Here is an 11,719-nt window from a genome sequence, read left to right on the forward strand (position 1 = left end):
TCCCGTGAAACGGAAGGAAAGGGGCTTACGCCCTTACCCCGCCGTCGTCTTGTTCCGTCTCCGGCGTCGGGCGAGGAGATTGAGAGCCTCGACGCCGGCCGAGAAGGCCATGGCGGTGTAGATGTAGCCCTTCGGCACGTGGGCGCCGAAACCTTCCGCGATCAGCGTCATGCCGATCATGATGAGGAAGCCGAGCGCCAGCATCACCACGGTGGGGTTGGCGTCGATGAAGCGCGCCAGCGGGTCGGCTGCCAGCAGCATGACGGTGACGGCAGTGATGACGGCGATCACCATGATCGGCACGTGATCGGTCATGCCCACCGCCGTGATGATGCTGTCGATGGAAAAGACGAGGTCGAGGACCAGGATCTGCCCGACGGCGGCGGCGAAGCTCAGCACCACCGGGGAGGACGCATCCTCGTGGCCGTCATCGGGATCGACGGTCTCGTGGATCTCCTTCGTCGCCTTCCACAAGAGGAACAGGCCGCCGCCGATGAGGATCATGTCCCGCCAGGAGAAGGCCTTGCCGAAGATCTCGAAGACCGGCTGCGTCAGGTGGACGATGTAGGCGACGGTGCCGAGCAGGCCGAGACGCAGGACCAGCGCGAGGCCGATGCCGATGCGGCGGGCCTTGGTCTGCTGATGGGCCGGCAGCTTGTTGGTGAGGATCGAGATGAAGATCAGATTGTCGATGCCGAGCACCACCTCCATCACGATGAGGGTGGCGAGCGCCACCCAGGCGGTCGGGTCTGCGGCGAGTTGAAGAAGGGAATCCACGGGGAGAGAACCTCGAACGTCGTCAGGTCGGAAAGCGGCTGAAGATCAGGATGCGGCGGGGATGATGCCGGGGCGGTCTGCGGGTTCCGGCGCATAGATCCGGATGGCCTTCGGCACGACCTTGAAATGGGCCGGCGTGTAGGTGGAGAGCTCCCCGTCGGTGTTCACCGGCCGAGGCTTCTTCGTCTTCACCACAATCTCGGTGGTGTTGAAGGCGCGCACGTCGGCGGCCTTGCCCTGGGTGCCCCGACGGAGGGCCGGCAGCAGCGCTATGAGCCGCCACCAATGCGTGACCTCCAGGCTGTAGAAATCGAGCTTGCCGTCATCGACCGTGGCGGTCTCCTCTACGGTCATCCCGCCGCCGTAATGGCGGCCGTTGCCCACCGAGACCTGGATCGTGGTGATGGTCTCGGTCAGCCCGTCATGTTCGAGATAGACCGTGAAGGGACGCACCCGCCGCAGGACGCGCAGGGCGGCGATGGCATAACCGAGCGTGCCCCACTTCTTCTTCGATTCCGCGGTGAGGTCACCAGCGAGGTCGGCCGAAAATCCGATGCTCGCCACGTTGAAATAGTAGCGGCCGTTGACCCGGCCGAGATCCACCGCCTGGGGCTTGGCCGTGCCGATGAGCTCTGCCGCCTCCACCGGGTCGGTGGGAAGGCCGAGGGAGCGGGCGAGGTCGTTGGCGGTGCCGAGCGGCAGGATGCCCAGCGGCAGGCCGGTCTCGACCAGGGCCGGCGCGGCCGAGTTCATGGTGCCGTCGCCGCCGCCGAGGATGACGAGATCGCACTCCTTCGCATGGCGCTTGATCACCGCCGTGCAATCGGGATCGCCCGGCGGCTCGAACGGCTCGATGCCGGCGGTACGTAAGGCATCCCGCACGGCGTCGAGGGAGAACGAGCCGTTCCGGGCGTTCGGGTTGACGAGGAGAAGTGCCCGGCGGGCGGAGGCGGCGCTCACGAGGCGCCCTCCGGGAAGGGGCATCTCGAGATGCCGCATGAGATCATCGCAACAACCACGTGTTTCAGAACCCCCCGGTGCGTTCGCGCCGCGTCAGCGCAAAGGCAGAGAAGGAGTCCGACATCGCGGCCGACGCCTCGGCCGCCAGAGGGGCCCGGACCCGTCAAGCTCTCCAGAGGTGGGCGCTTCCACGCCGATGGCAAGAGGCAATATTCTGGAGGCGGGCCGGTTGCGGTAAGATGGCCACGCGCAACCTCGGTGGACGCCGATCGCAGATGGCTGGGAACAGCGGGCATAGCGCGGGGAACGGTGCCCGATCGAAACCGCCTGGCAATGCCGTGTGCTAAGCAGGTCTAGCAAAAGTGGTCACCGGTTTTGCGTCCCAGAACCTGCAACACTCCAAAGGCCTAGGCGAGGTGAAGCGTTGGTGTTCCAACGCGAACCCGCACAGGTCTCGTGCGTCGACGCGACCCCGTCGCGAACGGCCCGCCTCGACGCGGGCAACCGAACGCCCGACCTTGACGTTTCCTTCCGGCCGGACGCTGTCATGCGGTCGTGCCCACCCTCCACGTCGCTCGCGACAGCGGTGAGATGCCATGCGCTACGGATTGTTCTCCACTTGCTCGGCGGCCCTCCTCGGGGCTTTGATGTCCACTGGTAGCGCCGGGGCACAGGGCCGTCCGGCCTGGGTCGATCCTCCTGCCAAGGCCGATACGAAGCCCGAACCGAAGGGCGACGCGAAGCCCGCCTCCCCCCAGGTCGTGCAGGAGGCACCCCAGGCGAGCCCGGCCCAGGCGGCGAAACCCGAGACCACGCCGAGTGCCGCCTCCGTCGCGGAGAGGAGCGCGGAGGCACCGCGGCGGTCCCGTCGCGGCAACCGCCACGCCGAGTCCGGGATCAGGCATTCCCCCCGCCGCCTCTCGCAGGTTCCGCCGAACGCCCTCCCCCTCACCGTCTCCCCGGGCGCACCGTCCCCGAGCATGGCGATGGCCTCCGAGGACCGCTTTCCCGAATGGGCGCGCAAGGCCCAGAGGCTGAACGAGGAGTATCTCGACGCGATCTCCCAGCCCGGCGACGGCATGGTCGCCGCCGCACCGCGTTTCTATGCCGAGTCCGTGCGCTTCCACGGTCGCACCCTGTCGCTGGCCGCGGTGATGGCGGAGAAGCGCCGCTTCGTCCGACGCTGGCCGGACCGCCGCTACGTGCTGCAGGACGGGTCCCCGCGCACGGCCTGCAGCGTCGGCACGAGCAGTTGCATCGTGCGCTCCACCTTCGATTTCCGGGCGGCGAATCCGAGGAACGGTGCCCGCTCGCAGGGCGTGGCGGAACTGACCTTGGAAATCTCCTTCGCCGGACCGCGCCCGGTGATCGTATCCGAGTCGAGCCGTGTTCTGCGCCGCTTCGCACCGGGACCGCTGAGCGCCGCCGCATCGACACGGCCCGGTGCCTGAGACACAGTCGAACCGATGATCGCGACCGCAGCCAAGACACGCGCGACGAACACGTCACGCGCATCCGACAAGACATCCCCGACAACGGTGTCCGACGAGGCCGAAGCTTCGACCATCGTCGACGCGCGTGCGGCACGGCAATCGGTCCGGTCGATGATCGAAGCGGAGATCCGCCGCCAGGACGCGTTTCCGGTGGCTCGCCGGACGCTGCAGCTCCTGGCCGAGGCCGTGGTCGAGCCCGCCGCCGAGCCGCCCTTCTACAGGGTCGTCGATCGCACCGGGGCACCGCGACAGGGTGAGACCGGCCCACTGACCCTGGAGGACCTGTTCGCCGAGTTGCGGGAGCGCCATGGCGCTCTCTTCGTGCCGGTGCCGCCGAAACCCGTGGTGGAGGCGCCGCCCGAGCCCACGGCGTCGGACGACATCAAGGCGGCGACGGCGCGGTTCGTGGAATCGCAGTCGGAACGAGCACGCTCGGTGATGGCCCGCTCGGTCGCCAGGGGAAGGTCGGCCGCGGCCACCGTCTCGGCGAGTCTGGCGGGCACGCTGAGCACCATCCGTCACTCCCTGGCGGATCGCCCCACCGGCGGGCAGGGCTCGAGCCCGCAACCGAGCTTGCGCGAACGCGGCATGCGCATCGGTGCCTCGTTCGGCGACAGGGCCCGCGAGACGGTCGCCATCGCCCGTGAGCGTCTCTCGGGCCTCGCCGCCGGGGATGGCGCGGCCTCTCCCTCGGCAACGCCGGTCCAGGGAGGGCAACCGGCCCGCTGGCCCGGGCTCGTCGCCCGCGCCGGCGACCGGCTGCGCCGCCTTGGCCGGGATGACGGTACGATCCTGACCCGGCCGGGCACGCTCGTCGCAGGCGTGGGCCTGCTCGGCTGCCTCGCCCTCGTCCTGCTTCTCACCCATGGCGGCGGGGACGACAGGCCGGCCTCTACCCCCGATGCGGAGGCTCCCCGGCAGGAGGCGAAGGCGCAGGATCCGGCCCAGGCGACACCGCCGCCCCAGTCCCAGCCGGCGCAGAACCGGCCCTCCACCATGGCCAATCCGCGCGAAACGGTGTCCCCGACGGCGCCCCCCGGCATTCCCGCCGAGGAGCCGAGCCCACCCTCGGCGGAGGAGAGCCGGACGAAGCCGGCGGAGCCGTCCAACGCCATCACCGGCAAGACGGAGGTGATCGACACCGCGACCCTGCGCGTCGGCGGCAAGCTCGTGCGCCTGTTCGGGGTCGAATGGGTCCGCGGCGGACAGCCGGAGGAACTGACGCGCTACCTCGCGGGGCGCCCGGTGACCTGCCAGCCCGTGGCCGGAAGTGCCGCCTATCTCTGCGCGGTGGAAGGCCGCGACCTGTCGGAAGTCGTGCTCTTCAACGGCGGAGGCCGCGCCTCATCGGAAGCCACCCCCGATCTCGTCGCCGCCGAGGACCGTGCGCGGACGGAGCGTCTGGGGGTCTGGGCACGCTGACGCGAGGACGATTCACCTTGCATAGGGGCAGACGCTCGGCCTCAATGTCCCTTCCGAAAAGGCAGTGGGGACAGGCATGGATCTCTCGATCGGGTTGAGCGTGGTGGCGGTGGCGCTCGTCGTTCTCGTGGTCGTCACCCTCGCCATCGGCATCAACATCATCCCGCAGGGCCACGTCTACACGGTGGAGCGGTTCGGCCGGTACTCCCGCACCCTCGAATCCGGGCTCGGCCTCATCGCCCCCTATATCGAGCGGATCGGCCGGCGCGTGAACGTCATGGAACAGGTCATCGAGGTACCGAGCCAGGAGGCCTTCACCCGCGACAATGCGGGGGTGAAGATCGACGCGGTGGTGTTCTACCAAGTCCTCGACGCGGCCAAGGCCTCCTACGAGATCTCGAATCTCGAAACCGCGATGATGACGCTGACGATGACCAACATCCGCACCGTCGTCGGCTCGATGGACCTCGACCAGCTGCTGTCCCACCGCGACGAGATCAACGAACGCCTGCTCCATGTCATGGATGCGGCCTCCTCGCCCTGGGGAGTGAAGATGACCCGGATCGAGATCAAGGACATCCTGCCCCCCGCCGATCTCGCCGGCGCCATGGCGCGCCAGATGAAGGCCGAGCGCGAGAAGCGCGCCTCCGTCCTCGAAGCCGAGGGCCATCGTCAGGCCGATATCCTGCGCGCGGAAGGCCGCAAGCAATCCGCCATCCTCGAAGCCGAAGGGCGGCGCGAGGCCGCGTTCCGCGATGCGGAGGGTCGTGAACGCAGCGCCGAGGCCGAGGCCCGCGCCACGAGCCTCATCAGCGAGGCCATTTCACAAGGCGACCTCGCGGCGGCGAACTTCCTGGTGGCCGAGAAATACGTGGACGCGATCAAGGCGCTGGCCACCGCGCCCAACCAGCGGGTGGTGGTGGTGCCGATCGAGGCGGCGTCCCTCGCCGGTACCCTCGGTGGCATTGCCGAGATCACCCGCGGTGTGTTCGGCGAGGGCGCGACGCAGCAGAGAAAGAGTTCCGGCCTGCCGCCGAAGGTCGGCCCGAGCGGGGGAGGGGCCGCGTGATCGTCGATGGCGTGACGGCGCTGGGGCCGGTCTGGACCTGGATCCTGATCGGGCTGGTCCTAATGGGAGCGGAACTCGCGATTTCGGGCGTGTTCCTGGTCTGGCTCGGCACGGCGGCCATGGTTACGGGGCTCGAAGTCGCCGTGGTGCCGATGCCGTGGCAGGCGCAGATCGTCCTGTTCGCCGTACTGTCGGTGGGACTCGTCGTGCTCGCGCAGAAGCGGATGACCGGGCGTCCCAACAGCCTCAACCGGGGCGCGCAGGGCCTGATCGGCCGGGAATTCCACCTCGACGCCGCGATCGCGAACGGGCTCGGACGGATCAGGGTCAATGACACGCTGTGGCGCGTCTCCGGTCCCGATGCACCGGCCGGTACACGCATCCGGGTCACCGGGATCGACGGAACCGTGCTCACCGTGACGACGGCCTGACGGAAGCAGGATACCGGAGGGGCGGAGGCCCCTCCGGCTTCGTGACGAGCGCGTTCAGGCGACGCTGATATCGACCTGGATGTTGCCGCGGGTGGCGTGGGAATAGGGGCACACCACATCGGCGCGCTTCACCAGATCCTCGGCCTTGTCCCGCTCGATGCCCGGCAGGGTGGCCTTCAGGGTGACGACGAGACCGAAGCCCTCGCCGTCGTCACGCGGGCCGATGCCGACGGAGGACTCGACCTTGGCGTCCTCGGGGATCTTCACCTTGTCCTTGGCGGCCACGAACTTGATCGCGCCGAGGAAGCAGGCGGCATAACCCGTGGCGAAGAGCTGCTCGGGATTGGTGCCGTTGCCGCCACCGCCGCCCAGTTCCTTCGGCGTCACCAGGGTGACGTCGACGGCCTTGTCGTCGGTGGAGGCGGAGCCTTCACGGCCGCCGGTGGCATGGGCGTGAGCGGTGTAGAGTGCCTTCATGGTCGGTCATCCTGCTTGATATCGAAGGGGGTCGCGTCGAGGAAAGATGGTCTCACAGAAGAACGGGGAAACCCGTCCAGCGGAGGGAAACGTCCGCCATCACGAGATCCGGCCGAAGACCGAAACCGGATTGTGCGCAACTGATATTCCGTATCGCATCAAACCGGATTGCGCGCAACCATGATGCGGGAATCCCGTGAACGCTGGTGACCATTCCGCATTATCAATTAGATAAGGTGGTTGGGCCGGACCCGACACCGGACGCGACCAACATGAGGGAGGCCCCAGGAATGGCAGGCCGACGTATCACGCAAGCAGATGCCATCGACGACGTCGTGACCCCGGGTCGGGGCGTCGACGGTCAGCTGTGCTTTGCGGTCTATTCGGCGGCCCACGCCTTCGGTCGAGCCTACCGGGCGCTCCTGTCCGCCCACGACCTCACCTATCCGCAATACCTGGTCCTTCTCGTCCTCTGGGAACAGGAAGGGCTGACGGTGAAAGAGATCGGAACCCAGCTGTTCCTGGATTCCGGAACGCTCACGCCTCTGCTGAAGCGGCTGGAGGCGTCGGGCCATGTCCGCCGGGCCCGCGACCGGGCCGACGAGCGCCAGGTCAGCATCTTCCTGACGCCAAAGGGGCGCGAGCTCGAGGGACGGATGGATTGCGTCCCCGGTCTCGCGGGAGCCCTGACCGGGATGTCGGAAGACGGACGCCGAGCGCTCCTCGACTCTCTGGTGATGCTGCGGGGAGCGCTCCACGACAACGTAGCCGGCGCCAACGAGGAATCTCCGACCTCCAAGTAACCGTTTCCAGGGAACCGTCACCCGGCGGCTTTGATCACGCAAAAGGCCGCCCCTGAGCGAACAGGGGCGGCCTCCATCGATGGGACGCTGCCGTTTCCAAAGGCTCGAAGCCGCGACCGCCGTGATCGGCTACGACTCCGGTCCCTCAGGACGTGGACTTGAGATCAGGACTTGGACTTGAGATAGGCGATGAGGTCGGCGATCTTCTTGTCGTCCTTGAGGCCCGGATAGACCATCTTGGTGCCGGGCACCTTGGCCTTGGGATCCTTGAGCCATTCCTTCAGGTTCGCATCATCCCAGGTGATCCCGGAATTCTTCAGGGCAGCCGAGAAGCTGTAGCCGTCATGGCCCTCACCGGCCTTCTCGCCGTAGACGCCCTTGAGGCTCGGACCGACGCCGTTCTTCTCGAAGTTGTGGCAGGCCTTGCAGGCCGAGAACACTTTCTCGCCGGCTGCCGCGTCGCCGGCTTCCTGGGCCTGTGCGGAGAGCGGAAGCATCAGAGCGAGCGCGGCGCCGAGGATGAGGTGACGCATTGTATTTTTTCCTCCGTTGGGCGGCATGAGCCAGCCGAGCTTATGGCAGAGCTTTTGGTTTTAGAACAGATCGAGACTGGGAACGTTCCAAACTCGCCTTAGGGTCCGTGCGGCGAAACGAAGCCCGAAACCGGCCTTTCCGCCCTCCGGAAACGTCGACGCATCCGATCCTGATGCATCGAAACCGGTTATCGTTTAGATATCTTCCAATTCCATTGTCCTGAACGGTTCACGGCTCGTTTTTAGTCCTTCCAAGCTGAGCGGTGGCTGAAGACAGGTCGATGCGTCGAGGAGCGCCCGCCCATGTCGATCGCCTTTCCCGTGCCCGACCCCGACATTCTCGCCCGCCGCGAGACGATCATCGCCGGCCTGCGGCCGCTCGTCGCGGCCGAGGCGTTGATCGTCACCGAGGACGAGCGCCGCGCTTTTGAGACCGACGGCCTGACCGCCTATCGCAAGATGCCGCTGGCCGTGGTCCTGCCCTCGACCACCGCCGAGGTCTCCGCCGTGATGGCCTATTGCCACGCCAACGGCGTGCGGGTTGTGGCGCGCGGCGCCGGCACTTCCCTCGCCGGCGGGGCGATCGCCCAGGAGGACGCGATCATCCTCGGTGTCGCCAAGATGACCCGCGTCCTCGACGTGGATTTCGAGAACCGCGTCGCTCGGGTCGAATCGGGCCTGACCAACCTCGCCATTTCGGGCGCCGTCAGCCACGAAGGGTTCTTCTACGCGCCCGACCCGTCGAGCCAGCTCGCCTGCACCATCGCGGGCAACATCGCGATGAATTCGGGCGGCGCGCATTGCCTGAAATACGGCGTGACCACGAACAACCTTCTGGGCGTCACCCTGGTGATGAACGATGGCACCGTGGCCGAGATCGGCGGGGCGCATCTCGACAGCGCCGGCTACGACCTCCTCGGCCTGATCTGCGGCTCGGAGGGTCAGCTCGGCATCGTCACCGAGGCGACGGTGCGTATCCTGCGCGCGGCCGAGGGCGCGCGCCCGGCCCTGGTGGGCTTCTCCTCGGTGGAGGATGCGGGCGCCTGCACCGCCGCCATCATCGCCGCCGGCATCATCCCCGTGGCCATGGAGTACATGGACCGTGAGGCGATCCTCATCACCGAGGATTTTGCCCAAGCCGGATATCCGCGCGACGCCGAAGCGATGCTGATCATCGAGGTCGAAGGCTCGGACGAGGAGTGCGAGGCGATGCTGGCCCGGATCGAGGCCATCGCCCGCGACTACCGGCCCACCAGCATCCGCGTCTCGAAATCCGAAGCCGAGAGCGCCGCGATCTGGAAGGGGCGCAAATCCGCCTTCGGCGCCACGGGCCGCATCTCGGATTACATCTGCATGGACGGCACGATCCCCACCGGGCAATTGCCGCTGGTGCTGGAGCGCATCGGCGCGATCTGCGCCGACAAGGGCCTTCGCGTCGCCAACGTGTTCCATGCAGGCGACGGCAACCTCCATCCCCTCATCCTGTTCGACATCAACACGCCGGGCGAATTGCAGAAGGCGGAGGCCGCGGGCGACGAGATTCTGAAGCTCTGCGTCGAGGTCGGCGGCTGCCTCACCGGCGAGCATGGTGTCGGCATCGAGAAGCGCGAGCTCATGCGCTTCCAGTACGCGCAGGTCGATCTCGACCAGCAGATGCGGGTCCGCAACGTGTTCGACCCGAAATGGCTCATGAACCCCGCCAAGGTGTTCCCGCTGGAGGGACGCGTCGCCGCCTGAGGCCAGCGCGCCGCGCAACGCGGTTTCTCGCCATCCCGCCGAACCGTGCCCGGAACGCTAAGCTCCGGGCCGGTGTTTCCTCCCAGCACAATCGTGGAGGATGATCATGCGCATCGTTGCAACGCTCTCGGCCCTGGCGCTGCTCACCGTGGCGAGCACGGGAGCGGCCGAAGCCAAAGGCTGCATCAAGGGCGCGATCATCGGCGGCCTCGCCGGGCATTACCTCGCCGAGCGCGGCGTGGTGGGCGCGGTGGCGGGCTGCATCGGCGGTCGCTATCTCGCCAATCGCCGCGCCAAGCAGCAGCGCGAGATCGAGTACGGCTCGCGGGTGCAGCAGCGTGGAGCCGGCTACGCACCGAACCAGGCCTATCCGCGTCGGTCTTACAATTACTGAGATCGATCCGGCCGGGGCGGGCCGGCGACGGAGCTACCCGTTCCGCGGGCCGCCTCGGTTTGTACGTTCGTCCTCACGGCGATCCAGAGCACGTGCCGACGCCCGCCGGGATGGGCGGGATAGCGGTGTTCCTCGACATCGAAGCCGAAGCGCCGAAGCCGCTTCTTGAACCGGCGGTCCGGCCCCCCGGACCAGACGGCCAGAATGCCACCCGGTCGCAGGGCATAATGCGCCCGCTTGAGGCCCCAGCCATCGTAGAGGCGGTCGTTTTCCCTGCGCGTCAGGCCCTTGGGGCCATTGTCGACGTCGAGGAGGATGGCATCGTACTGAGCCTGTCCCGACTGGATGAGGCGGTTCACGTCGGCCTCGATCAGGCTCACGCGCGGATCGTCGAGGCTCCCGGTGAAGAGATGGGCAAGTGGTCCGCTCGCCCAGGCGATGACCGCCGGCATCAACTCGGCCACGACGACTTCCGCCTTCGGGCCGAGGGCGTCGAGGGCGGCACGCAGGGTGAACCCCATTCCGAGCCCGCCGATGAGGATCCTCGGCGCCGGGTTTCCCCCGAGCCGCGCGCAGGTGACCGTGGCCAGGGCACGCTCCGAATCGCGGTGCCGGTCGTTCATCAGTTCGGCCGTGCCGACCATGATCGAGTAGGCATCGTCGTAGCGGACGAGACGCATCGTCTCGACGCTGCCCGGAATGGCGGCGCTGGCGATGGGAATCGCGGAATTCATCGATGGGACGACCTTCACGACAGGATTCAAGCCTCGACGCCGAACGCATCGCAGCGGAACGCCCCGTAATCGCCCCGCGCCAGCCGTTCGGCCAGGGCGGGCAGGAACAGGGCCGCCTCGTCGGCAAGACGCCAGGGCGGGTTGATGACGATGAGGCCGTTGCCGTTGAGACGGTTCGGATAGGGCTCCGAGATCATCAGGTCGATGCGCAAAGCGGGCCGGGAGAGCGAGCGGTCGAGCTCCGCCACCATGCGGTCAATGAGTGCGACGTCCTTGATCGGATACCAGCCGAGATAGATGCCCGTCGGCCATTTCGCCACAGCCTTGGCCAGAGCCGCACCGAGCCGGTCGACCTCACCGAGTTCTTCGTAAGGCGGGTCGATCAGCACGACGCCCCGCCGCTCGGGGGGCGGGATCAGCGCGTGGAGGGCGGTCCACCCGTCGAGATGCATCACCTTGGTGCGCGGATCCTGGTTGTAGCGCTCGCGCAGGATCTCGGCATCGGCCGGGTGCAATTCGACGAAGACGCCCTGGTCGCCGGGCCGTAGAAATTCGCGGATGATCGCCGGCGAGCCGGGATAGATAGTCGCCCCATGGCGCGCCTGGGTGGCGGCGACGGCCGCGCGATAGGGGGTGAACAGCGCCTCCACCTCGTCGGGGAAGGGCGTATCGAGGCGGCCCCAGCCATCGTGCCACTCACCCGTCCGCCCCGCCTCGTCACCGGTCAGGTCGTAGAAACCGAGGCCCGCATGGGTATCGATGGCACGAAAGCCCGTGGGCTTGGCCTGGAGATGATGGAGCACGCGCGTCAGCACGAGGTGCTTGAGCACGTCGGCGAAATTACCGGCGTGGAAGGCGTGCCTGTAGTTCATGGGCGCAGGTTCCTGGC

The 11,719-nt window shown here is 67.5% G+C and carries 13 protein-coding genes; 7 read left to right on the forward strand and 6 right to left on the reverse strand.

The features are described from left to right. Positions 1 to 33: 33 nt before the first annotated feature. Positions 34 to 777: a TerC family protein gene (locus tag ASF34_RS08265; protein WP_018045892.1), complete on the reverse strand. Its 744-nt coding sequence runs from the start codon at positions 775 to 777 to the stop codon at positions 34 to 36. A gap of 45 nt (positions 778 to 822) precedes the next feature. Next, positions 823 to 1,737, reverse strand: coding sequence for a lipid kinase (locus ASF34_RS08270; protein ID WP_056161136.1), 915 nt, complete (start codon positions 1,735 to 1,737; stop codon positions 823 to 825). Between the two features lie 647 nt (positions 1,738 to 2,384). Between ASF34_RS08270 and ASF34_RS08275 the strand changes: the two genes are divergently transcribed. From ASF34_RS08275 to ASF34_RS08290, 4 genes are all read left to right on the forward strand, one after another. Continuing rightward, on the forward strand, positions 2,385 to 3,188 hold the full coding sequence (locus ASF34_RS08275) for a hypothetical protein (RefSeq protein ID WP_244478942.1): 804 nt from the start codon (positions 2,385 to 2,387) through the stop codon (positions 3,186 to 3,188). A gap of 15 nt (positions 3,189 to 3,203) precedes the next feature. Continuing rightward, positions 3,204 to 4,652: a hypothetical protein gene (locus tag ASF34_RS08280; protein ID WP_056160485.1), complete on the forward strand. Its 1,449-nt coding sequence runs from the start codon at positions 3,204 to 3,206 to the stop codon at positions 4,650 to 4,652. Between the two features lie 76 nt (positions 4,653 to 4,728). Continuing rightward, positions 4,729 to 5,721, forward strand: a complete 993-nt coding sequence (locus tag ASF34_RS08285; protein ID WP_018045896.1) for an SPFH domain-containing protein — start codon at positions 4,729 to 4,731, stop codon at positions 5,719 to 5,721. Next, complete coding sequence (locus ASF34_RS08290) at positions 5,718 to 6,152, forward strand: NfeD family protein (protein ID WP_056148690.1); 435 nt, start codon at positions 5,718 to 5,720, stop codon at positions 6,150 to 6,152. Before ASF34_RS08285 ends, ASF34_RS08290 begins: the two co-directional genes overlap by 4 nt. A gap of 54 nt (positions 6,153 to 6,206) precedes the next feature. Here the strand turns inward: ASF34_RS08290 and ASF34_RS08295 are convergent, their stop codons facing one another. After that, positions 6,207 to 6,629: an organic hydroperoxide resistance protein gene (locus ASF34_RS08295; protein ID WP_056148692.1), complete on the reverse strand. Its 423-nt coding sequence runs from the start codon at positions 6,627 to 6,629 to the stop codon at positions 6,207 to 6,209. A gap of 290 nt (positions 6,630 to 6,919) precedes the next feature. Between ASF34_RS08295 and ASF34_RS08300 the strand changes: the two genes are divergently transcribed. Beyond that, entirely contained in the window at positions 6,920 to 7,432 is a 513-nt protein-coding gene (locus ASF34_RS08300; RefSeq protein ID WP_018045899.1) for a MarR family winged helix-turn-helix transcriptional regulator, read from the forward strand. Between the two features lie 164 nt (positions 7,433 to 7,596). Here the strand turns inward: ASF34_RS08300 and ASF34_RS08305 are convergent, their stop codons facing one another. Next, positions 7,597 to 7,965 carry a c-type cytochrome gene (locus ASF34_RS08305; RefSeq protein WP_018045900.1) on the reverse strand — a complete coding sequence of 123 codons (369 nt, stop codon included), beginning with the start codon at positions 7,963 to 7,965 and terminating at the stop codon, positions 7,597 to 7,599. 303 nt (positions 7,966 to 8,268) lie between these two features. Between ASF34_RS08305 and ASF34_RS08310 the strand changes: the two genes are divergently transcribed. Both ASF34_RS08310 and ASF34_RS08315 read left to right on the forward strand, forming a co-directional pair. Beyond that, entirely contained in the window at positions 8,269 to 9,702 is a 1,434-nt protein-coding gene (locus ASF34_RS08310; RefSeq protein ID WP_056160487.1) for an FAD-linked oxidase C-terminal domain-containing protein, read from the forward strand. A 106-nt stretch (positions 9,703 to 9,808) separates the two neighbouring features. Next, positions 9,809 to 10,096 (forward strand): hypothetical protein, encoded by a 288-nt coding sequence (locus ASF34_RS08315; RefSeq protein ID WP_026176297.1) that lies wholly within the window; start codon positions 9,809 to 9,811, stop codon positions 10,094 to 10,096. Here the strand turns inward: ASF34_RS08315 and ASF34_RS08320 are convergent. Both ASF34_RS08320 and ASF34_RS08325 read right to left on the reverse strand, forming a co-directional pair. After that, on the reverse strand, positions 10,090 to 10,830 hold the full coding sequence (locus ASF34_RS08320) for a spermidine synthase (protein ID WP_056160490.1): 741 nt from the start codon (positions 10,828 to 10,830) through the stop codon (positions 10,090 to 10,092). The genes ASF34_RS08315 and ASF34_RS08320 overlap by 7 nt on opposite strands. A 26-nt stretch (positions 10,831 to 10,856) precedes the next feature. Continuing rightward, a complete protein-coding gene (locus tag ASF34_RS08325; protein ID WP_056160491.1) occupies positions 10,857 to 11,702 on the reverse strand; it encodes a 23S rRNA (adenine(2030)-N(6))-methyltransferase RlmJ in 846 nt (281 codons plus the stop codon). Between the last annotated feature and the right edge of the window lie 17 nt (positions 11,703 to 11,719).

Source organism: Methylobacterium sp. Leaf106, assembly GCF_001422895.1.
Taxonomy (GTDB): Bacteria; Pseudomonadota; Alphaproteobacteria; order Rhizobiales; family Beijerinckiaceae; genus Methylobacterium; species Methylobacterium bullatum.